The organism is Natrinema salaciae (assembly GCF_900110865.1).
Taxonomy (GTDB): domain Archaea; phylum Halobacteriota; class Halobacteria; order Halobacteriales; family Natrialbaceae; genus Natrinema; species Natrinema salaciae.
In genome coordinates, this window is sequence record NZ_FOFD01000004.1 from 345064 (window position 1) to 365784 (window position 20721).

The following is a 20721-nucleotide window of genomic DNA, read 5'->3' on the forward strand; positions in this document are numbered from 1 at the left end:
CGAAACTACTGGACCGAAACTACCGGTCCTCGAGGTCCTTCGCGATCTCGCTCAGGCTGTCGGTCGGCGGTTCGCGTGCGTCGTAGTAGGCCGTCTCGCCGGGTGCGCGACAGCCGTAGAGGAACTCGGGCTCGACGACGTCGATCAGCACCGAGCCGCCCGCGGGAACGTCGTGCTCGTCGGTCCACGCCGTGAGCCGGTCGGTCGCGCCGCTGGGATCGCGAGCCTGCCCCGGGGTCTCGTAGATGCCCGGAATCGACAGCGCATCGCCCGTCAGCGCCCGTTCGACACGTGCGAACAGTTCCTCACCGTTCAGGACCACTCGAACGACCTCGTCCGTCGGAAACAGCTCGCGATCGTCGGCCGGGACCTCGAGTTTGACGCCCGTCGCGGTCTCCGAGCACGTCGATCGAACCGTGTCTACCGATGGATGGTCGCTCGCAATTCTGTCTGACATGAAAACGAATTGGGATAGGACGGCGCGACTTACTCGTCGTCGCCGTCGCCGAGCAGCTCGTCGACGTCGGTGCTGCCGCGCTCGGTGATCGAGGCGTTGATCTGTGCGACGGCGTCGGAGACCTCGCGGCCGCGGACCGTGATCCGGCGGCGCTCGCCGTCACGGGACGGCTGGAAGCCGGTCTGTTCGCCTTTCATGAGCACTTCCTTCAGATTCGGGCCCGCGACGTCGCCGTTGAGCGGTCGCCCGGCCTCGTCGGAGCCGCCGGTGATCTCGAGCGTGTAGCCGTCGAGTCCGACCGCGCCGCCGTCGACGTCGTCGCCGATCGACTTGCCGATAAATCGGTTCGCGTCCTGTTCCTCCGCCTCGAGCTGGTAGGCCATCCCGGAATCGGGATCGCCGACAACGACAGTGAAACTTGCCATGCCCGACGGAAGACGGCCGTCGCTCAAAAGATCATCGATCGGTACCGAACGTTTGCGCTGCGGGCGCGGCTGTGCCGCGCCCGCGGCAAAATCCTCAAAAGAGCGCTCCTATTGAGCGCCCTTTTGGACCGATCGATTCCGAAGGAATCGCTTGCAGTCGGCGCGAAGCGCCGACGACCTCTCGGGATCTTCCATCCCGCTTCGCTTCGCTGAAAAGCCACCTCCCTCCGTTCCGGCCCCGCCGGGACCTCCAAATCGGTCGTCGGCCCGCTCGCGGTCGGCGACGGGCAGTCGCCTGCCCTCCTCCGGGTCCGACGGCTCTCGCGTTGCTCGAGCCGTCCTCCAGGCCACCGAAACCAGATTCGTTCCGCCTCTGTGCTGCTCGAACAGTCAAGTAGGTAGAACGCCTACGGAGAGCCGTGTTCATCGATCCCGGGCGACTCGAGGTTCGCTTGCGCGACGAGTTCGGCGGCACCGTGGGGCAGTCGCGCGTCGTCGTTCGCCAGGCCGTCGATCTCGCGGATTCGGGGCAGTACGAGGCCGACGCGGGGGTGACCCTGACGAACGATCTCGTCATCGACGAGCTATCGGACGCCCCCGACGGGAGCCCGCCCGAGCGGTGGAACTGGTGGATCGGCTCGCTCGAGCTGGCGTACGGCGGGTACGGCCGGTTCGGAATTCGAGCGTATCGGAGATGACCGATTCGTTCGGATAGCAACACCGATTGTCTTCCGGAACGTAGGGGCCGCCAATGAGTGAACGCTCGCGACCGGTCTGGCCGGCGTATCCGCTGTCGGCGCTCGTCGCTGGCCTCGGCCACTGTTATCTCGGGCAGTGGAAACGCGGCGGCATCTGGTTCGTCCTGTACGGGCTCGCGATCGCGTTCCTGAGCGCGCGATCGTTGTCGGGCGCGCTCGAGCCGGGCGAGCCGTTCGTCGTGACGGCGCTGCAGGTCGACACGGTGAGCTATACCGACGTGGCAGTGCCGCTCGCGATTCTGTCGATCTGCCTGCTCGACGTGTATCTTATCGCTCTCACGAAGCGGGCCGCCGCCCGGACGGCCGGCGCGGACGAGGTCCGCTCGAACAGTTCCTGATCGGGCCGGCGAAAACTGATCCCACTCGAGAGAGTGTCTCCAGCGTGAATATCGGCGTTACGGTGCCGCGTAGTTTTTGTACGCGTCCGACGAACGGTGCGTATGGGACGTCTCAGTTCCGTCCTGCTCAAGGGAGTCGGCGTACTCGTACTCGCACTCATCGCCCTGAGCGTCGTCGGAACGATCGTCGGAATCGCGCTCTCGGTTATCGTGGCCGTCCTCTCGGTGATCGTCTCGCTCGCCGTGCTGGGCGTGTTCGCGCTGGTCATCGTCGGGCTATTTTCGATGGTCAGCGACCGGCCGGCCAGCGCCGACGAACCGCGCGCGCCGCGGCGGTCCACCGAGCAGCCCGACCCCGAAGACCGCCTTCGCGATCGGTACGTCGAGGGCGAACTCGACGATGCCGAATTCGAACGAGAGCTCGAGCGCATTTTCGACCCGTCCGAGCGACGGGAGCGAGCGGAGACGGGACGCTCGGTCACTCGCGACGCCGCGAGCGATCGGCAGCTTCGAGATCGGTAACCGAAACCGGCGGAAGCAAACCGCACGAGGTCGAAGCGGAGCGGAACCGACGTTCGGTTCCGGACGATCCGTGCTGAGAGAACAGCACCGAGAAAACAGGGGGACTGTCCCCTCCAACAGCCGCCGCTCGAGATGCCGCCGTCGGGCGGCGGTGGACGTCACCCGAGCGAACGGGCGTCGACGGAGTCTGCGCTACAGGTCGTCCGGTTGGAACTCGTCGAACAGCGCCGTGACGCGTCGTTCGATATCGTCTCGAATATCGCGAACAGTGTCGAGATCCTGCCCGTGGGGGTCGTCTAGTGCCCAGTCCCGAATATCGACGTCGTCCGCGTCCAGTTCGAGTGTCGAACAGCCCATGGTGGCGACGACGTCGCATGACTCGAGTTCGTCGGTCGAGACGGTTCGCGGCGTCCGGTCCGAGAGATCGATGTCGAGTTCGTTCATGACTGTAACGACTTCCTCGTGCACGTCCTCGGCCGGGTGTGTACCACCCGTGATGATCTCGACGCTGTCGCCGAACGCGCGGCGGTCGCGCTCTCGCTCGGCGAACGCAGCCGACATCTGGCTGCGACCGGCATTCTGCACACACACGAACCCCAGTTTCGTCGTCGATGCCGTTCCCATGGTCGAGCCCCTCATTACGGCATCTTAAGGGTTCGTATGAGGAATACGCTGTTCCCTATAGCACTCCATAGTAGTCGCGTCAGGCTCCGAGAACCGGTATCGGTCACGGAATGGGGCCAGCGATAGTCACGACTCCCGCGATCCGTCAAGGGCGACGAGGACGGCGGTGGCGCGTGGTGTCGCTCAATATTTTCGCCACTCCCCCGAGCGCCCCTATAAATCCGCGGTATCGATGGCGGCTACCTCGACGGATCGCGTTGGATAAATCGACGAAGAAAAGCGTTTGGCGAGTATACCTCCGGTAATGGATGTTCAGTTTCTCGGCGGCGCACGCGAGATCGGCCGAAGCGCCATTCTCGTGGACGATTCTCTGCTCCTCGATTTCGGGATGCTGACGGACAATCCCCCGCAGTTTCCGGTCGAAACGCCGGCCCCCGACGCGGTCGTCGTCTCACACGGGCACCTCGATCACGTCGGCACGATACCGTCCCTGCTTTCCGGTGACGCACGGCCGCCGATTCACTGGACACCTCCGACGTACGAGCTAACGCTGACGCTCGCGCGGGACACGCTCAAACTGCACGGGGGCACGTACAACTGTCCGTTTACCGAGACCGATCTCAAGCGCGTCACGCAGGTCTCGAAAACGCACGGGTATCGGGACTCCTTCGAAGCGGCCGGCTACGACGTGACGTTCTACAATGCGGGACACATTCCGGGAAGCGCTCACGTACTCGTCGACGATGGAGCAACGCGACTGTTGTATACTGGTGACTTCCACACTGCCGACCAGCGCCTTGTCTCGGGAACGACTGCACGACCCGACGCCGACGTCGTCGTTTGCGAGAGCACCTACTCCGACGTCGAGCACGAGGACCGGTCCGTGGTGGAGGAGCGATTCGCCGAGAGCGTCGAGACGACGCTGTGGGAGGGCGGCACGGTCGTCGTCCCCGCGTTCGCGATTGGGCGGACACAGGAGATGATGCTCATCTGTGACGCCTACGACATCCCCTGTTACGTCGACGGGATGGGGAAGCGGGTTACCGAGATGCTCCAGCAGTATCCCGCGTTCGTTCGCGACGCAGACGCGTTTCGACGGGCAAAATCCCACGCACGGTTCGTCACCGGGCGTAACGGCCAGCGAAAGCGGATTACTGACCAGAAGGCAGCGATCATCACCACCAGCGGTATGCTGTCTGGTGGCCCCGTCGTGACTTACATTCCCGAAATCCGGGCGAATCCGACGAACAAAGTCACCATGACCGGCTATCAGGTCGAGGGGACGCCCGGTCGGGAACTGCTCGAGACCGGCAGCGCCGAATTCGACGGCCGCGTGATGCCAGTCAGCGCGCAGGTCGATCAGTACGATTTTTCCGCGCACGCGGACCGGGACGGGATCGACGCGTTCCTCGAGTCCTACGCGGACGCGACGGTGCTGGTCAATCACGGCGACCGCTGCGAGGCGTTCGCCGCGGAGCTGCGCGCGGACGGCTACGACGCCAGCGCACCGGATCTGGGAGCCCGGCTCGAGAGCTGAGTCCCAGCCGCTGCGACGAGCGACCACAGCGCCAGCAAACTGGCCATCGCCAGTCCGGCACGTTCAACGCGCACGGTTTTCCCCTGTGTCGTCGTCGTGACCGCCGTGACTGATTCCGATTCGAACGCCGGTCCCGACGCGGACGTCGACATCGATCCGGGCGACCTCGAGTTGAGCGACGCCGAACAGGACGCCCTCCACGAACTCCAGTTGGGGATCGAGCACGTCTACCGCGCCTACGGCACCTTGCTCGAATTCCATCACGAACTCGGCCACGCGATGGATCGGATGGGCGACGCCGAGGACCGGCTCCGCGAGGCCGGTCACGAGGAGTGGGCGAACGCCCTCCGTGACGACCACCTCCCCGCGGGTGCGATCAGCGACCAGTGGACGTTCGAACTCGTCGAGGAGTTCTCGACGGAGTTCCTCGAGGACGTCGACGCGTTCGAGGACACCGTCCGAGAGAAGCTGGCCGACGGGATCGACCACGTGACCGAACGCCGGCAGAAACGCCGGTTGCGCGATCGGTCCGAAGACGACTGACCGGGCCGCGAGCCGAGCGGCCGGCCGCTCGAGAACGCCGTCGTCACCGTGTGGACGGCGCGGGAACGCGTTCCGGAGGGACGCGGCGGTGACCACCGGCGACCGCCGCGAGCGCTCAGAGCTCGCCGCCGCAGAACGGACAGAAGTTGTAGACGCCGTCCGAGGGGATCTCTTCCTCGCAGTCGGGACACGTCTCGACGGGCGTTTCGTCGGGGACGTACTGATCGAAGTCGTCGACGAATATTCGGGTGTCGGACGCGGTCCCATCGGTGCCTGCGGCCACGTCCGTGCCGTCCTTCTCGACGGTCGAGGCCGCCGCGCCCGGTCCCCCGAGCGGTGCGCTCGCGGGCTGTTCGCGCTCGTCGGACGTCTCCTCGGCACTCGCGGATCGGTCGTCGTCCGCCGACGCGTCCGTGGTGGCCTCGGCCGGCGAACTCGAGTCGTCGGTGCCGGGCGAACTCGCGCCGCCGCGAGGAGCGGCGTCCGTTCCCGGGCTGGACGGCACGACCTCGCGGGCGGTTCCCGAACGTTGCCTCGCGGTCGATCTATCGCCCGACCGAGCCGCGTTCGAGGACGCTCGACCGGCACCTGTCGGCTGCCGACCGGACGGCTCCGACCCGTCCCGCGAGGTGAGGGCGACGAACACGGCTCCGGGTCTCGGGAGCGACCGGGCCCGCGAGGTGAGGGCGACGAACACGGCTCCGGGTCTCGGGAGCGACCGGGCCCGCGAGGTGAGGGCGGCAATCGCGTCCGAGGACTTCGGGAGCAACCAGTCGGGCTCCCACCGCGACTGCCTGCTGTAGACCGTACCGACGCCGTAGAGTACCGCGACGGAGAGCGGAACGGCGATCACGGCGGCCCGTCCCGCCGGGGAACTCCATCCGACCGCGACCGCGTCCGTCGTCCGAACGACCGGTCGACCCGAACCGAGCATTTCGCCGGCGAGGTCGACCAGCACGGCGACGGCCGGAAGCGCCGTGAGGGAGCCGGCGACGAAACTCGTTCGCCCGCGGTCCTCGCGGAGCGAATCGATCGCGATCGTTCGGAACGCCAGCGCGTTCGCCGAAACCGCGACGGGGAGAAGGAGCCACGACGACGGCCGCAGCGAGCCAGTCTGCCAGAACGCGTACCCGATCGGGACGACGATACCGACGACCGGGACGAGTAACACGGGAAGCGGGCTGACGTCGTCGAACCACGATTCGAAGCAGTGGCGGTAGCCGGTGACGAGGTGTCCGCCGCCGGTGACGAGTACCACCAGCGCCCCGAACCCGATCACGACGGTCGCGATTTCCGGAATCGTCTCACTGGCGCCTGCGGCGTCGAGCGCGACGCCGACGACGGCGGCGACGAGTTCGGCGAGCGCCAGGGTGAAAAACGTCACCAGCAACGCGACGGGAACCGCGCCCAGTTCCAGGAGAACGAGTGTCCCGTGATCGGTACCAGATCGGATCGGGAGTCGCATCGTATCCCGATATATTGTGTCTGACGTAAATAATTAGTGTTTGTTGATATGGACGTCTCCCGGAGCGGTGGTTTGCGGCTGTAGAGGCTCACTGCGCCCAATATCGCGAGCACCACAGCAAGACAAAAAACACTCCAGTTCTGGCATACTTTTTTCTATTGTGACTGAGAAAGTGCGCTGAATACCATGGCAGAACAGATCGAATTCAGCTGCGTCTCGTGTGAAACGACCTTCGATCCATCCCCGACTGGTGGTTTCTGTCCGAACTGTGATACCCCACACCCGGACTACGAAGCACCGAACGGCGACGGAGCAGACGGCACCGAAGCGGACGGTGACGAGAGCGATCCCGAGACCGATGACGAGGCCGCGGACGACGACGCGGTCGAAGTGGAATACGCCGAAGACGAAGAAGACGAGGCGGAGACCGGCGCTGAAGACGTCGCAGACGAAGACAACGAAGGCGACGAAGACGAGGCGGAAACCGTCGACGACGAAGCGGACGAGACGGAGGCCGACGTCGACGAGGCCGAAGACGACGAAGCCGACGCGGAAGACGCCGCCGATACCGACGACGAAGCCGACGCGGAAGACGCCGAAGACGAAGCGGACGAGACGGAGGCCGACGTCGACGAAGCGGACGACGAACCGGCGACGATCGAGTGCCAGTCGTGTGACTCGACGGTCGACGCGGCGGCGGCGTTCTGTCCGAACTGCGGGACGGAACTCGAGGACGAAGACGAGAGCGAGGCGGACGAGTCGGTCGAACTCACCGCGTGTCCGGACTGCGGGAACGCGGTCGACGACGAGTCGTTCTGCCCGAGCTGCGGAACGGATCTGGATGCGATCCGCGAGGGCGGCGCGGGCGACGAGGACGACGTCCCCGAGGAAGTCACGCTCGAGGTAGACGGCGAGCAGTACACCTTCGGCGACGGTGACGTGTTCGGCCGGCGGGACGAGGAGTGGCTCGCCGATCTGGTCGCGGCCAGCGGCGGCCGCGAGGAAGCGAGGTACCTCTCGAGCGAGCACCTCGAGTTCTCGGTCGCGGACGACGGCGTCTACGTGACCGACGTCAGTACGAACGGGACGGCGCTCAACGGAACCGCGATGGACGGTTCCGAAGCGAAACTCGAGGACGGAGACACGCTCGAACTCGCCGACCGCGCGGAAATCGACGTGCACCTGTAACGGGGTCGACGGCGACGCCTCGAGCGACCAGCGGCCGACGCGATACCCGCAGCACCTCGAGAGGGAGACTGGAGTCGAGCGGCGCGCGGATCGTTTTCTTCGACGCCTCGCCAGAATCGAATCATGTCAGATCAGATCAAATACCAGCGAAAAAGTTATCAGATCATACTGGGACGTATGATCAGTTACCGAGATGACGACCGACTTCTCAGTGGAACTCAATCGACCGTACGTCCCGGAGAACGGTGGCGGAATCACCTGTGAACTCACTATCGAACCGGGCGAGGACGCCCGTGACGAACCGACCGAGCGACACATCGCGCTCTGTATCGACAGTAGCGGGTCGATGTCGTACAAGAAGATGGATCAGGTCCGCGACGCGACGAACCTCGTTTTCGGGCTGTTGAACGATCAGGACTACCTGAGCATCGTTACGTTCGATACCGAGGTCGACGTCATCATGGACGCGACCCGGTGGGGCGATATCGACCGCAGCGAGGCCGAGGGATACCTCGACGAGATCGAGACCCGCGGCGGGACCGACATCTACGCCGGCCTCGAGGAGGCGCGAAAGTCGCTCCGCGGCCTCGACGAGGGCGAGGGAATCGCGAAGCGGATCCTGCTGCTCTCGGACGGACGCGACATCCGGCTCGAGGAACCGGACTTCGAGCCGCTCGCGAAGGCGACCGCGGACGGCGGCACCTCGATCTACTCCGCCGGTATCGGGTCGAACTACGACAAGGGCATCATTCGGACGCTGGGCGAACACTCCCAGGGCCAGTGGGCGCACGTGGAGAACCCGACGGACATCAGGTCGTTCTTCGGAGACGTCGTGCAGGAGGCGTCGACGGTCGTCGCGAACAACCCCGAACTGGTGATCGACCTGGAGGAGGGCTGCGAGGTCGGCGACGTCTACCGTCGACTCCCGCAGGTCCAGGAGGTCGACGTCGAGTACGCGGCGGGGAGCGCGATCGTGGGACTCCCGGACCTGCTGGACCGCGAGAAACAGCAGCTCGTCCTGACCATGGACGCTCCCGCGGGCGAGCTCGGGACGACTCCAGCGATCGCCGACGTCGAACTACGGGCCGGGTCGGCATCGGCGACGACCGATATCTCGGTCTCGTACACCGACGACGAGGAGAAACTGGCCACGCAGAACGAAGACGTCACCCTCACCTATCGCGAGACCGACCTCCGCACTCGCATCGCCCACGCCGACGACGACGACGAGCTGGACGAGGTGAAGGACCTGATCGACGAGACCGAGGTCATCACCGGCGAGACGGAGATCACGGACGCGCTCAGGGAGAACGTCACCCGGATCGAAGAGGGCGACGAGGAGGAGGTGCGCGAAATTCAGGAGAACACGACGGTCGTCTACGACGCCGGTCGGTTCGACTGAGCGGGTGGACGACACTTCGGCGGACGATCGGAAATACAGTAGCTATCAATGAGCATGTCAGAGCCAACAGTCGGGGACGAACTCGCCGACCGATACGAGATTCACGAACAGCTCGGGAGAGGCGGCTTCGGCGTCGTCTGGGACGCGACCGACACCGACACGGGGCGATCGGTCGCCCTGAAACATCCCAACTACGGCGGGAACGCGCCGGACGACCTCGTCGACAAGTACTTCGAGCGGGAGACGGACGTCCTCGAGGACATCCGCGACGCGGGCGGCCATCCGAACATCATGGGGTACTACGGGACGGAACGCGGGTTCGGGATGCCGGTACTCGTCGTCGAGTCGATCGACGGCGACGAACTCGGTACCGTCGTCCGGAACAACGATCCGATCACCGACGACGACGAAGTCCGCGAGATCGGAATCGGGGTCTGTGACGCGCTGTCGTTCCTCCACGACCACGACCTCATCTACCGGGACCTCAAGCCGGACAACATCATGATCGACGACACCAGGGAGCCGAAGATCATCGACTTCACCACGGCCAAGGGGTTCGTTCCCGAACGGGGCGGTGCCGAGTTCACGACGGGGACGTCCTCGGGTTCCGCGGCCGGGGAGTCGAACGCGGACTCGACCGTTCCGGGGGAGTTCAAGCCGCCGGAACTGAATCAGGGCTCGGAGCAGCGGCAGGGACCCTGGAGCGACGTCTACTCGATCGGGAAGATCCTCTGTTTCCTCAAGGTCGGCTGGGTTCCCGACGACGACGGCGTCGCACCCTCGGACTTCGGCATCGACACGGCACCGTACATGGACGAGATCATCCGACGATCGACCCGGCACGATACCGTCGATCGGTATCCCAACGCGTCCGTGCTCAAACGGTCCCTCGAGAACCGTGACGCGACGATGCCGACCCAGGCGTCGGTCCACTGGCTCGGCCGCGACGACCGGTGGACGATCAGTCCGGGCGACACCATCGGCAGGGAGACGCCGGACGGGCCGCGGCCCTCGATCATGCTCGAGGACGATCGGCACAAGGCCCTCTCGGCCGTCCACTGCCGGTTCGACACCGACGACCGAGGGAACTGGACGGTGATCGATACCAGTCTCAACGGCACCTACATCAGCAAACACGACGAACGGGAGTGGCACCTCCTGCTTTCGGAGGCCGGACAGGAGCGCCAGCAGCGCCACGACAAGTCGGTCCCCGACGACCTCGAGGCGTCGAGCGAACTCGAGAGCGGCGACACCATCGCGCTGGTCAGTCCCTCGTATCCGGAACGGTTCTACTTCCAGTTCGATCAACAACCCGCGGAATGACTATGGAATACGCGAGTACCATCGATATCGGCGCGCGGAAGCAACGACGCGACGGAATCAACGAAGACGCCATCGCGACGGCGGTCTTCGAGAACCACCACCGACAAACGGAGCGGCCGGTCGGTATCTTCGTCCTCGGCGACGGGGTCGGCGGCGAGGCCTGCGGCGACGTCGCCGCCTTCCTGGCGACGACCGTGGTCAGGAAGCGACTCACGGACGCCCTCCTCGGGCCCGGAACGGACATCCCGGAACGGTTCGGCATCGATTCCTACGAGCCGACGCCGCCGACGGCCGACGCCGATTCGGACGCGGCCCTCTCCGAAGCGCGGATCCGAACGGCGATACAGGACGGGATCGACGCCGCCCACAAGCACGTCCAGGAGTTCGCACGGGACATCGGTGGCCGGCCGGCGACGACGCTCGTCGTCGGCGTCTACGTCGACGGCCACCTCCACTACGGCTGGGTCGGCGACAGCCGGATCTACCTCATCAACGAGCGACACGAGGAGACGAAGCAACTCACGCGGGATCACGCCGTCACGAACGACCTGCTCGAGAACGGCGAGATCGACGACGAGGTGTACGCCCGCATTCACCCCGACGCGACGGCGATCACGAACGCCGTCGGCGGATCGGCGCACGGCCAACCGAGCGTCGACGTCGAGTTCGGGTCCACGGAGATCTATCGGGACGACATCATCCTGTTCACGAGCGACGGGCTGGTCGACGCGTTCCCCGACAACCGATCGCTCCGACAGGAGTATCAGCAGGCGACGGACACGGCGGCCGCTCGCGAGGCGGTCCTCGAGTCGCTGGTCACGGACGACGAGATCCGGGAAATCGTCCTCGAGGCCGACGATCTCCGGGACGCGGTCGCGGAACTCGTCTCGTTCGCCAACGACCGGGGCGGCAAGGACAACCTCTCCGTCACGCTGGCCAGGGACCCGGGCACGACCCCGTCACCGAACACGCCACCGTTTCGGGGCACCGTCGCCGACTCTCGGGAGCTGACCGACCAGGAGACGGTCATCGAGCCGGCCGAGGAAACCGGCGGTTCCGATCCGGCGGCGGGATCGGAGTCGACCAGTGGGGAGACGGAACCGACGGACGTCGGGAACGAGTCGACCGCGTCGCCCGATGAGTCGGACGGCGAGTCGGGGCGATCGCCGCCGGAGGGCGGCACGGCGAAGGTGGTCTCGGCCGGTGAGGGCGACCCCCCGACGGCAGCGGTCACGATCGCGGGCGACGAAACGATCTTCGAGGTCGTCGACGGCGTCACCATCGGCCGGACGACGGCGGACCGCGACCGAAACCCGAACATCGGCCTCGTCGTCGACGACGACGATCCTGTCGAGTCCAACCACGCCCGCCTGGAGTTCGACGACGACGGCTACTGGCGCATCCGCGACATCAGCGCCGTCGGAACGTTCGTCGAGGCAACCGAGGGCGAGGGCCGGTGGGCGGTGCTCCTCTCCAGCGAAGGGGCGGCCCTCCACCGACAGCACGGGTTCGACCCGGACGCCGCCGCCGAGGGGGACCTGGAGGAGACGACCCGATTACGAGACGGGACGGCGTTCACGCTCGAGGATCCGCGGAAGGAGAATCCGATCACGTTTCGATTCTTCTCGTCGGTCGATCACGCCCGGAACCGAACGCGGTGGAGCGACCCGAACGACGGGAGGCCATTCGGTGGGTTCTGTACGTAGTTGCGGCGGTCCTCGTCCCCACTGCCGGGGCGTGGCGCGATGACGGGCGACGAACGGATCGGGTCGCTCGTCGACGGTCGGTTTCGACTCGAGGAGCGGATCGACGCCGGCGGGCTCGCGACGGTCTGGCGAGCGACCGACCGCGAGCGGGGAACGGCGGTCGCGCTCAAGTGTGAGAACGACGGTCCGCACGACCGGGCGCAGGTGCGGGCGCACTTCCGGGGAGAACTGCGGTGGTTCCGCCGGTTCGACGGTGGCCCAGTCCCCGGTTCGCTCGTCCGCTTCGTCGACGGTGCGGTCGGCGGGGACACCGGGTACGTCGCCACTGAACTGATCCGCGGCGGTTCGCTCGGCGACCTCGTCGCTCGCGAAGCGGAACCGAACCGCCCGCTCCCGGACCCTCTCGAGCGCGTTCGCGAACTCGGCGGCCCCGTCTGCAGAGCGCTCGCGTTCCTCCACCGGAACGGCGTCGCGCATCTCGACCTGAAGCCGAGCAACGTCCTCGTTCGCCGGTCCGGCCGACCCGCGGTAATCGACCTGAACGCCGCGGTGGCGACTGAGACGGACCCCGACATCTGTTTCGAGCGCGACCCGTTCAAGCCGCCGGAACTGACGCTGACGGACGCCCGCGACGCGCCGATCGGTCCGCGGTGTGACGTGTACGCGCTCGGAGCCGTGCTCGCGTTCCTGCTGACCGGAACGGCGAGCGCGGGGACGGCCGCGTCGATCGGTGCGTGGGAGCCCGTGGACCCGCAATCGGGCGACGCGGACTGTCCGTCCGCGCTCGCCGGCGCAATTCGTCGTGCGACCGCACCCGACCATCGCGACCGGTTCGACGACGCCGACGAACTGTACGACGCGCTCGTCCCCGTCCTCGAAGTTCCGAATCGGTCCGCCCGACTCGTTCACGAGCCGTCCGGACGCACCGTTCGCGTTCGTCCCGGCGACACCCTCGGCCGCTGGGCCGCGGATCGACGGGTCCCGACCGTCGTCCTCCCCGACGACGAGCGGTTCTGCTGTCCGGAACACGCCGTCCTCGAGCACGACGGCTCGGATTGGCGGCTTCGGGACCGGAGCCTCAACGGCACCTACGTTCGCGGGGACGGGGACTGGGAATACGTCCTCTCTCGGGACGGCTGCGAGCGCCGGCGCGACGCCGACGCGCCGCTGCCCCGACCGGATCCGTTGGCGTCGATCCGGCTCTCTGATGGGGACCGCATCGCGCCCGTCAGCCCCGAGTACGGGTGTCGACTGGTGTTCCGGACCGGTGACTGAAGCGACGGGACACTACTCGAGGTGGGAACCGACGGCGACGAGCGCGAGCCGGATCACGACGCCGGCGACTCTCTCGATCGGTCGCCGCCGTCGGAGCGGCCGGTGTCGGTTTCGGTCGGACGCGGGCCGTCGTCGGACCGCGAGTCTCCGCCCATCGATCCCGACTCGAGGCGATCCTCCGCGAACCCGGCGAGTGCGAGCAGGTCGTCGTCGACCGCTCCGGTAGGGTCCGCCCCCGCGCTCGCCGTCGCTCGCTCGTCGGTCACGGGCGACCGCCCGGGAGCGTCGGAATCCGAAATCCGATCACCGGCCTCCGTCGACCGTCGCCTCGGTGGTTCGAAGACGTAGACGAGACCGTCCTCGCGGACGGCGTACAGCCCCCGCTCCGGGTCGAAGACGACTGCGGCCCCGACGTCGATCCCGAACGCGGCCAGTTCCGCCAGCGTCTCGAGCTCCGCACGCGGCCCCTCGAGTGCTGCGTCGGGCAGTGCTACGGTCGTGATCACGTCCGCGAACCGATCGGCATCGTCGCGGTAGGCGAGCCACGCCCGCTCAGCGGTCGTCGGCTCCGGAACCCGTCGCGAGACGACCGCGAGTCCGGCGAGCCCGCCGACGCCGATCAGCACGAGCAGCGGTCCGCCGACGGTCCGGGCCGGGCCGGCCGAGGTCGGGACGGTCTCGGTGTCGGACTCCTCGTGGTGCTCGTCGTACGACGCCCGTTCGTCGAGTCGGTACGTTCCGTGATCGGTCGCGATTTCGACCCGATAGCCGTCCGCGGCCGATCGCTCCTCGCCGGCGATCGTCCCGTCGATCTCCCGCTCGAGTTCGAGCGCGATCTCCGTCTCACCGGGACTGGCACCGAGCTCGCGTTCGATCTCGTCGATCGCCGCCGCGGCGTCGGTGACGTTGAGGGAGAACGCCGCAGAGACTGTCTCGCCGGGGGAGGCGTCCTCGACAGTGGTCGCGGCGAGGCGCTCGCGCTTGCTCCAGTAGACGGCGTCGCTCTCTCCGTCGACCGCGCGATAGACGACGTCGACCGTCAGCCGCACCCGAACGTCCGCCGCAGTCCGGCTCTCGTAGCCACCGACGAATTCGCCGTCGACGGTCGGCGTCACGGCCGTGTAGTACAGCGACTCGTTCTCGAGACGAGTCCCCGCTGGGTAGACGGGGTTCGATTCGGTGACCGTGGCCCCGTGGGAGAAGGACCCGGTCGCAGTCCAGACGCGGTCGCGTTCCCGAGTCGTTTCCTCGCCGGGAGTCGCGTAGGCACCGTAACTGACCCAGCCACCCAGTGCCAGGGCGACGACGAGGGCGACGACTAGTAGCGTCCGATACTCCGCGAGCAGGACGCGGAGCCGCAGCCGTCGCTCCTCGGTCGCCGCCTCACCGTCAGTATCGGTCGGTACGGATGGCATGCTCTCAGTATAACCTCCGAACGATCGATCGCGAGTTCGAACAGCGACGGCGGACCGCCGCCCGTCTCGAGCGGCTGTCACCCGGCCCGGCGAGGAACCGCCCGAAGGCGTAGGTCCCGCCACCGAGCAGCGAAACGATTCCCCCGAACGGTGCCCACGGGTGGAGTTCGTAGAGCGCGTCGATGACCGGTGCCGGGAGGACGTACAGGTAACGGTACTCCGTGACGTACGTCGGATAGTGGCCGGTTTCCGCCGGCGCGTTCACCGAGACCGTAACTGCGGTCTCGTCGTGCGACCCCACGGACACCCGTTCGGGGGAGACGGCGACGTCCTCGCCGTCGGCGACGACGTACGAGATCGTCGGGACGAACCCGCCGTTCGAGACCGCGTACGGAATCTCGCCGGTCGTCCCCCGCTCGATCACGAGGGGGTTCTCCGACTCGAACTCCGCGCTGACCACGTCGTAGGACTGCGTCCCGGCCGGAACGATCATCGCGGCCGACGCGGCGACGACGACGAGCACCGCGAACCCGGCCGAGAGCAACCGGGGATCGACCCGATCGTCGCCGTCGTCACTGTCGGTGCTGAGACGCGACCCGAACGACGCCGACCGCCGTTCGCGGACCGTCTCGACGACGTAGAGAGTCGCCGAGAGCCCGAGGATGGCCGTCGCCAGTCCCGAGGTTCCCAGGAGGGTCCGCGTTCCGAACGCGGCCGCCAGCCGGGTCTGGACGGCCTCGAGTCCGTCGCTCAGAGCCATGACGACCGTTCCGAAGTGAGGGATCGTCACGACCGCGCCGTCGACTCGCCACGCGGTCGCGACGATCTGGGCGTCCCGAACGTACGGTTCGCCGCCGTCCTGGTCGGTGAACGGGTTCGCGTCCCCGCGCGTCACGTATCCCTGTGGGGTCTCGTCGACCACGCGGTGCGTCGTCAGCCCGCCGCCCTGGATCTGCTCGGCCTCGAATACGACGACGTCGCCCGGTTCCGGGTCGCCGGTCAGTTCGCTCGGGATGGCGACGAAACCGTCACCGGTGTCGATCGTCGGCTCCATGCTCCCCGTTTCGACGAAGCCGAGCAGAACTGGCTGCCCGAGCAGTTGTCCCACTACCAGCGCGAGAACGCAGACGACGACGAGTCCGCGCACTACTCGACCGACCCCTCGTCTCATGGGTATTGCATCTAGTCATTACCATAAACACACTTGTAAGTATTGAATCACGATAGTTTGGCCGGTCGAAAAAAGTCGGGGCCGTCGTTACCGAGAGAACAGTCGTTCCAGTTCCGCGTTGATCGTTTCTCTGTCCAGTGTTCCGTCGTCGAGAGCGAACTCGACGTCCGCCGTCTCCTCGTAGTCACTGAGCGTTGGGATCTCGTCCGTCATGGTCACGTTTCCGCCGCGGTTATTTCGATTTCGTCGCCGATCTCGACCGAATCCACTGCGCCGTCGGGAGCCGTAAACGCCGCCAGACTGAAGTCGATCTCGTCGCCGGCCGACAGCGTCGAGATGGAGACGAGGTTCCGCGGCGGCGTCCACGACATGTCGTAATCCAGGTCGACGCCGCCGATCTGTGGCACCAGGAGCACTCCCAGAGCCCCCTCGAAGTCGGCGAAGTCGACGTCGGCGAATGCCAGCGGTGCGAGCTCGAGTTCTATCTCCTGCGTCCCCCGGTTCTGCACCGCAAAGAGGTCCGCGATCCCCGTGATGGCGTTGGCGTTCAGTCCCTTGCCACCGGCGATTCCGGAGCCGACGTTGTCGTTGTCTTCGGTCAGGGTAATCGCGAGCGCGTCGTCGCCGGTCGCGTCGACGTAGTTGCCGTTCGGTCCGTCACCGGGTCGGATCCCGAGATAGGCGCTGGCGTCGTCGGCGACGGTGACTGCGACGTCGCGTTCGGCCCGGACGCTGCTGAACGCGCCGGTTCCGATGGCGATACCGCCACCGCCGGCGAGCGCGCCGACACTCAGGACGAATTTTCGTCGTTCCATGGTACTTTAGTTCGCTGTTGCGCTGAACATCACCGCGTCGAGCAGCTCGTCGCCGTCGCCGAGGTCCTCGCCCTCGGTGTCGACTTCGAGGCTGATCGTCGCGCTGCTACCGGCCGCGAGGGTGACGGCGCTGTTCGAGAGCGGATCGCCGGAGTACGCCCGGCTATCGGGGTAGAACTCGACGGTACCGGCGTTCGCCCCGGATTTGGAGAGCGCGACGTCGACCGCCTGCGTTCCCTGGTTTTCGACGACGAACAGGTCGTCGATCCGGGTGATCGCGTCGGGGTTGACGCCCTCGCCGCCGCCGGTCACACCGCCGTTGCTCGGGCTGAGGTCGATCGTCAGCGTCCCGCCGTTCCCGTCGTCCGTGACGTAGTCCGAGTTGGCACCGCCGGTCCCCTCGAGCCGCAGGTAGGCGGAGGCGTCGTCGGCGACGTCGACGTCGACGTCTCGCGTCGCAGTTACGCTCGAGAACGCCCCCGACCCGACGGCCGCGGCCATTCCCGATGCCAGTGCACCCGTTCCGATAACGAATTTGCGTCGTTTCATGGTTGGATACTCCGTGATACCGTTCAATCGTATGTTTCGCGGGCGGTCGCACGTCCGTCACGCGCGGTCCCCGCTGGGACCCCCGTCGCGGGGATCACGACTGATCGATAGCGAGAATCGGGTATTGTAATACAGACGTAGACTCGAGTCCGTCACGCGTTGCTGTTCGGTCAACGGGTGCCGTACCGAATCGGTCGAACCGTATCGTACGGGTTGACTGCGACGGTGTGTAGTCGGCCGACCGTCGACCGGGGTCTACACCCGCTTGACCGCCGGTCAATCGACTCGAGACCGAGCGGGTCTCCCGTATCGGACCGGTTGACTGCCAGGTAACAGCGTATTGTCCGCTCGGTCGCGGAACGCTATCGGTCCCGCTGAGCGTCGGTCCCTGCGGCACAGCCGTGAATATATGGTTTCGGCAAGTAATTTCAATTTATTATATTTAATCATCCAACAGTTTTATCTACAGGAGTATTGACCTGCCGATTACATGGGGGCGAGTCGAGTCGAGCCGGACGGGGATATCGACGTCCCACAGCCGGATCGAAAGACGTTGACCGAAGACGAACTCTTCGAGCTACTGGCCAATCAACGGCGACGACACATCATGCATACGCTCATGCAGGAAGACGATCGCCTCGATATCGGCGACCTGTCGCAGGAAATCGCCGCCTGGGAGGACGACCTCGCGTTCGAGGAGGTCTCGAGTACCGATCGCAAGCGAGTCTACACGGCACTCCAGCAGTCCCATCTGCCGAAGATGGACAACGCCGGCGTCCTCGAGTTCGATCGCGATCGGGGGACGATCGAACCGACGCCGGCGCTGGAAGACGTCGAGATCTACATGGACGTCGTTCGCGGGCGCGAGCTCCCCTGGAGCGACTACTACCTCGGGTTGACGGCACTGTCCGCCGTGCTGTTCGTGACGACGGTGCTCGACCTGCTGCCGTTCAGCCGGCTGCCGTCGACCGCATGGGGCGTGTTCGTTATCGTTTCGTTCGCCGTGTCCGCGCTCGCACACCGGTACTACGCCCGACGGAATCGGCTCGGAATCGCGGACGAACCGCCGAGTGTGGAACTCGAGTATCGGGACCGATCGACGAACGAGTGATCCGCCCGCGACGGCGGACGGCTCCCTGCGGAGCCACCGCGCTACTGACGGAACGAAAGCAACGCGCATGAAACGGACGAGACGCGCAGCACTGGCGATGATCGCGGGCTCGGGTAGCGTCCTCGCCGCCGAGACGATCGGCTTCTCGACGACTGGAGCCGACCGGGAGGTGCGATTCGAGACGGTCAGCGACGCGGACGCGTATCTCGGACTGGCCGCCGACGGCGTCGCGGCGGACGGACTGCTGTTCGAGGGGGACCCGCGTCGTCCGCCGGCGACGTTCGACGTTCACAACCGGCTGCCGGAGCCGATCGCGATCACGATCGCGGTCGACGACGTGCGGTTCGTCTCGGCCGACGGCGTTCCCGTCTCGGGCGACCGGATCGTCGTCGGCGAGGACGAACGCGATCGGCTCGGCCCCGGCGAGCGGCTCGAGAACGTCACCGTCGGACTGCCGCGGGACACCGAGCGGACCGCCGACGTGGTGACGGGAGCGATCCGTATCGACGCCGACGGCGAGGCGACGCGGATCGACGTCGAACGCGAGATCACCCTCGAGCGGCCCGACGTAACGGTCGAGGCGGCGCGTCTCGATGCGTATCGGACCGACGACGGCCGCTTCGAGCACGAGTGGTCCCTCCGCGACGTCGATACCGACGGGGTCGCGCTCGAGGGGCTTCGGTTCGATTACAGCGGCGTTGACGCTGGCGGCGCGCTCGATTTCACCGAGACGGACGGGCCGTCGGTTTCGGTCGCGGTCGACGACGGCGAGTACGCGGGGTCGATCGAACGGCGACGACCGACCCGGCTCGAGGTGGCACTCGAGTCGCCGATCGCGGTCGAGAGCGAACCGATCGAGATCGTTCTGACGAACACCGGTCCGCCGGCGAGTCCCGGCGGCGGACGCGAGTCGCCGAGCGGCGCGACGCTCGAGCTGGTCGGTCACGGAGTCAGTACCCGCGTCGAGGGTGGCTGGCGTCGACCGTGAGACGGCCGATCACAGTCGATCGATGATCTCGTCGGCGAACGTCGACAGCGCCGCTTCCCTGTCGTCGTTTCGAATTCCAACGATCGCGTGGTCGACGCCGTATTCCTCGAGTCGAGTGAAGTACTCCCGGAACCACTCGATGCCGGCGTGAAACCCGAGGTGAAGTGGCTCCGGATCGGCCGTCGGATCGTCGGCCAGCTCCACGCGAACCGCGATGGCGAACGGTTTCTCGCCCGCGGCCTCGCGCCAGTCCGCGAGGTAGCTCTCGAGCGTGCGCTCCGGGAGGTGATAGAACAACCAGCCGTCGCCGTGCTCGGCGATCCACTCGTGGGACTGGCGGGCGTGGCCGGTCGGGAGCAGCGGGAGCGTCTCGGTCGTCGGCGTCGGCACCACGTCGAGGTCGCCGTCGAGACGACCCCACTGTCCTTCGAGTTCCGGGAAGTCGTCCCGCCAGACCGTCCGGAGAGCCGCGACGTGTTCGCGGAACAGCGCGCCGCGTTCCTCGCGGTCGACGTCGAAGGCCGGATACTCGGGGTCGCGGTCGCCGGAGGCGACGCCGAGGACGAGCCGGCCGTCCGAAAGCCGGTCGACCGTCGCCGCGGCTTTCGCGACGTGGAGCGGATGCCGGAGCGTGAGGACGATACTCGAGGTGCCAAGCGCGATGTCGTCGGTGTGGGCGGCGACGTGCGAGAGCCACGGCCAGGTGTCGAACGTCTGGCCGGCGTCGCCGAACTTCGGCCAGTAGGTCGGCACGTCCCGCGCCCAGAGGCCGTCGAACCCGACTGCTTCGGCGTGAGCCGCGAGCCGCAGTTCGTCGTCGATGGACGGCGTCGACCGGTTCGTCCCCGTCAGCGGGAAGCCGGTACCGAACGTCATCCCGTCGCCCGAAAACAGTCGCCGGTATCCGGCGTTCTCGTGTCCGTCGGCCATTCGGTCGTGCTATCGGGCGCTCGGCCATGACGGTGACGATGTCGGGTCGCCGCTCGCCGCCCGTTCGCCTCGGAGCCGTCGCTCGTCGACGATCGAAAAGACGGAAAATTCGGATCGAGAGTCGGCGGCCGAGTCGACGATCGAAAAGACGGAAAATTCGGATCGAGAGTCGGCGGCCG

Annotated in this window: 22 protein-coding genes; 12 read left to right on the forward strand and 10 right to left on the reverse strand. The window is 66.5% G+C overall.

The window, feature by feature from the left end:
• Nucleotides 1-19: 19 nt before the first annotated feature.
• Both BMX07_RS15205 and BMX07_RS15210 read right to left on the reverse strand, forming a co-directional pair.
• Nucleotides 20-457, reverse strand: coding sequence for a DUF7112 family protein (locus BMX07_RS15205; protein ID WP_090619063.1), 438 nt, complete (start codon nt 455-457; stop codon nt 20-22).
• A gap of 29 nt (nt 458-486) precedes the next feature.
• The gene (locus tag BMX07_RS15210; protein WP_090619066.1) at nt 487-882 is read right to left on the reverse strand and encodes a 30S ribosomal protein S6e; all 396 of its coding nucleotides are present in this window, start codon (nt 880-882) and stop codon (nt 487-489) included.
• 419 nt (nt 883-1301) lie between these two features.
• Here BMX07_RS15210 and BMX07_RS15215 point away from each other — a divergent pair, with 419 nt between their 5' ends.
• From BMX07_RS15215 to BMX07_RS15225, 3 genes are all read left to right on the forward strand, one after another.
• Nucleotides 1302-1580, forward strand: a complete 279-nt coding sequence (locus BMX07_RS15215; protein ID WP_090619068.1) for a WNWW family protein — start codon at nt 1302-1304, stop codon at nt 1578-1580.
• A 53-nt stretch (nt 1581-1633) separates the two neighbouring features.
• Nucleotides 1634-1978 (forward strand): hypothetical protein, encoded by a 345-nt coding sequence (locus BMX07_RS15220; protein ID WP_090619071.1) that lies wholly within the window; start codon nt 1634-1636, stop codon nt 1976-1978.
• 102 nt (nt 1979-2080) lie between these two features.
• Nucleotides 2081-2500 (forward strand): hypothetical protein, encoded by a 420-nt coding sequence (locus BMX07_RS15225; protein ID WP_090619073.1) that lies wholly within the window; start codon nt 2081-2083, stop codon nt 2498-2500.
• A gap of 192 nt (nt 2501-2692) precedes the next feature.
• Here BMX07_RS15225 and BMX07_RS15230 read toward each other — a convergent pair whose 3' ends face one another.
• Nucleotides 2693-3124 (reverse strand): low molecular weight phosphatase family protein, encoded by a 432-nt coding sequence (locus BMX07_RS15230; protein ID WP_090619076.1) that lies wholly within the window; start codon nt 3122-3124, stop codon nt 2693-2695.
• Between the two features lie 304 nt (nt 3125-3428).
• Between BMX07_RS15230 and BMX07_RS15235 the strand changes: the two genes are divergently transcribed.
• Together BMX07_RS15235 and BMX07_RS15240 are read left to right on the forward strand one after the other, a co-directional pair.
• Nucleotides 3429-4661, forward strand: coding sequence for an MBL fold metallo-hydrolase (locus BMX07_RS15235; protein ID WP_090619078.1), 1233 nt, complete (start codon nt 3429-3431; stop codon nt 4659-4661).
• Between the two features lie 105 nt (nt 4662-4766).
• Entirely contained in the window at nt 4767-5204 is a 438-nt protein-coding gene (locus BMX07_RS15240) for a hypothetical protein (protein WP_090619938.1), read from the forward strand.
• 115 nt (nt 5205-5319) lie between these two features.
• Here the strand turns inward: BMX07_RS15240 and BMX07_RS15245 are convergent, their stop codons facing one another.
• A complete protein-coding gene (locus tag BMX07_RS15245) occupies nt 5320-6669 on the reverse strand; it encodes a zinc ribbon domain-containing protein (RefSeq protein WP_090619081.1) in 1350 nt (449 codons plus the stop codon).
• 186 nt (nt 6670-6855) lie between these two features.
• On the opposite strand from BMX07_RS15245, the gene BMX07_RS15250 reads away from it, so the two are divergent.
• From BMX07_RS15250 to BMX07_RS15270, 5 genes are all read left to right on the forward strand, one after another.
• On the forward strand, nt 6856-7857 hold the full coding sequence (locus BMX07_RS15250; protein WP_090619083.1) for a double zinc ribbon domain-containing protein: 1002 nt from the start codon (nt 6856-6858) through the stop codon (nt 7855-7857).
• 193 nt (nt 7858-8050) lie between these two features.
• Nucleotides 8051-9259, forward strand: a complete 1209-nt coding sequence (locus BMX07_RS15255; protein ID WP_090619086.1) for a vWA domain-containing protein — start codon at nt 8051-8053, stop codon at nt 9257-9259.
• Between the two features lie 54 nt (nt 9260-9313).
• Nucleotides 9314-10582 carry a protein kinase domain-containing protein gene (locus BMX07_RS15260; protein ID WP_090619941.1) on the forward strand — a complete coding sequence of 423 codons (1269 nt, stop codon included), beginning with the start codon at nt 9314-9316 and terminating at the stop codon, nt 10580-10582.
• On the forward strand, nt 10579-12288 hold the full coding sequence (locus tag BMX07_RS15265; protein ID WP_245742124.1) for a protein phosphatase 2C domain-containing protein: 1710 nt from the start codon (nt 10579-10581) through the stop codon (nt 12286-12288). The genes BMX07_RS15260 and BMX07_RS15265 overlap by 4 nt, the downstream gene beginning before the upstream one ends.
• 39 nt (nt 12289-12327) lie before the next feature.
• The gene (locus tag BMX07_RS15270) at nt 12328-13563 is read left to right on the forward strand and encodes a serine/threonine-protein kinase (protein ID WP_090619091.1); all 1236 of its coding nucleotides are present in this window, start codon (nt 12328-12330) and stop codon (nt 13561-13563) included.
• Nucleotides 13564-13616: 53 nt separating this feature from the next.
• Here BMX07_RS15270 and BMX07_RS15275 read toward each other — a convergent pair whose 3' ends face one another.
• The 5 genes from BMX07_RS15275 to BMX07_RS15290 all read right to left on the reverse strand — a co-directional run bounded on the left by BMX07_RS15275 (nt 13617) and on the right by BMX07_RS15290 (nt 17513).
• Entirely contained in the window at nt 13617-14978 is a 1362-nt protein-coding gene (locus tag BMX07_RS15275; protein WP_090619094.1) for a DUF5305 domain-containing protein, read from the reverse strand.
• 4 nt (nt 14979-14982) lie between these two features.
• A complete protein-coding gene (locus tag BMX07_RS15280) occupies nt 14983-16149 on the reverse strand; it encodes a signal peptidase I (protein ID WP_090619097.1) in 1167 nt (388 codons plus the stop codon).
• Nucleotides 16150-16236: 87 nt separating this feature from the next.
• On the reverse strand, nt 16237-16362 hold the full coding sequence (locus tag BMX07_RS25475) for a hypothetical protein (protein ID WP_281246971.1): 126 nt from the start codon (nt 16360-16362) through the stop codon (nt 16237-16239).
• 2 nt (nt 16363-16364) lie between these two features.
• Entirely contained in the window at nt 16365-16964 is a 600-nt protein-coding gene (locus BMX07_RS15285) for a hypothetical protein (RefSeq protein ID WP_090619100.1), read from the reverse strand.
• Between the two features lie 6 nt (nt 16965-16970).
• Nucleotides 16971-17513: a DUF1102 domain-containing protein gene (locus tag BMX07_RS15290; RefSeq protein WP_090619103.1), complete on the reverse strand. Its 543-nt coding sequence runs from the start codon at nt 17511-17513 to the stop codon at nt 16971-16973.
• Between the two features lie 490 nt (nt 17514-18003).
• On the opposite strand from BMX07_RS15290, the gene BMX07_RS15295 reads away from it, so the two are divergent.
• Entirely contained in the window at nt 18004-18624 is a 621-nt protein-coding gene (locus BMX07_RS15295; RefSeq protein ID WP_090619106.1) for a DUF7344 domain-containing protein, read from the forward strand.
• Nucleotides 18625-18691: 67 nt separating this feature from the next.
• On the forward strand, nt 18692-19612 hold the full coding sequence (locus tag BMX07_RS15300; protein WP_090619109.1) for a hypothetical protein: 921 nt from the start codon (nt 18692-18694) through the stop codon (nt 19610-19612).
• 9 nt (nt 19613-19621) lie between these two features.
• On the opposite strand, the gene BMX07_RS15305 is transcribed toward BMX07_RS15300, so the two are convergent.
• Nucleotides 19622-20542, reverse strand: coding sequence for an LLM class oxidoreductase (locus tag BMX07_RS15305; protein ID WP_090619112.1), 921 nt, complete (start codon nt 20540-20542; stop codon nt 19622-19624).
• Nucleotides 20543-20721 lie beyond the last annotated feature (179 nt).

Coding starts and splice junctions, on each gene's coding strand:
- BMX07_RS15205 (WP_090619063.1), bottom strand. CDS start 457: ATGTCAGACAGAATTGCGAGCGACCATCCATCGGTAGACACGGTTCGA.
- BMX07_RS15210 (WP_090619066.1), bottom strand. CDS start 882: ATGGCAAGTTTCACTGTCGTTGTCGGCGATCCCGATTCCGGGATGGCC.
- BMX07_RS15220 (WP_090619071.1), top strand. CDS start 1,634: ATGAGTGAACGCTCGCGACCGGTCTGGCCGGCGTATCCGCTGTCGGCG.
- BMX07_RS15225 (WP_090619073.1), top strand. CDS start 2,081: ATGGGACGTCTCAGTTCCGTCCTGCTCAAGGGAGTCGGCGTACTCGTA.
- BMX07_RS15230 (WP_090619076.1), bottom strand. CDS start 3,124: ATGGGAACGGCATCGACGACGAAACTGGGGTTCGTGTGTGTGCAGAAT.
- BMX07_RS15235 (WP_090619078.1), top strand. CDS start 3,429: ATGGATGTTCAGTTTCTCGGCGGCGCACGCGAGATCGGCCGAAGCGCC.
- BMX07_RS15245 (WP_090619081.1), bottom strand. CDS start 6,669: ATGCGACTCCCGATCCGATCTGGTACCGATCACGGGACACTCGTTCTC.
- BMX07_RS15250 (WP_090619083.1), top strand. CDS start 6,856: ATGGCAGAACAGATCGAATTCAGCTGCGTCTCGTGTGAAACGACCTTC.
- BMX07_RS15255 (WP_090619086.1), top strand. CDS start 8,051: ATGACGACCGACTTCTCAGTGGAACTCAATCGACCGTACGTCCCGGAG.
- BMX07_RS15260 (WP_090619941.1), top strand. CDS start 9,314: ATGTCAGAGCCAACAGTCGGGGACGAACTCGCCGACCGATACGAGATT.
- BMX07_RS15265 (WP_245742124.1), top strand. CDS start 10,579: ATGACTATGGAATACGCGAGTACCATCGATATCGGCGCGCGGAAGCAA.
- BMX07_RS15270 (WP_090619091.1), top strand. CDS start 12,328: ATGACGGGCGACGAACGGATCGGGTCGCTCGTCGACGGTCGGTTTCGA.
- BMX07_RS15275 (WP_090619094.1), bottom strand. CDS start 14,978: ATGCCATCCGTACCGACCGATACTGACGGTGAGGCGGCGACCGAGGAG.
- BMX07_RS15280 (WP_090619097.1), bottom strand. CDS start 16,149: ATGAGACGAGGGGTCGGTCGAGTAGTGCGCGGACTCGTCGTCGTCTGC.
- BMX07_RS25475 (WP_281246971.1), bottom strand. CDS start 16,362: ATGACGGACGAGATCCCAACGCTCAGTGACTACGAGGAGACGGCGGAC.
- BMX07_RS15285 (WP_090619100.1), bottom strand. CDS start 16,964: ATGGAACGACGAAAATTCGTCCTGAGTGTCGGCGCGCTCGCCGGCGGT.
- BMX07_RS15290 (WP_090619103.1), bottom strand. CDS start 17,513: ATGAAACGACGCAAATTCGTTATCGGAACGGGTGCACTGGCATCGGGA.
- BMX07_RS15295 (WP_090619106.1), top strand. CDS start 18,004: ATGGGGGCGAGTCGAGTCGAGCCGGACGGGGATATCGACGTCCCACAG.
- BMX07_RS15300 (WP_090619109.1), top strand. CDS start 18,692: ATGAAACGGACGAGACGCGCAGCACTGGCGATGATCGCGGGCTCGGGT.
- BMX07_RS15305 (WP_090619112.1), bottom strand. CDS start 20,542: ATGGCCGACGGACACGAGAACGCCGGATACCGGCGACTGTTTTCGGGC.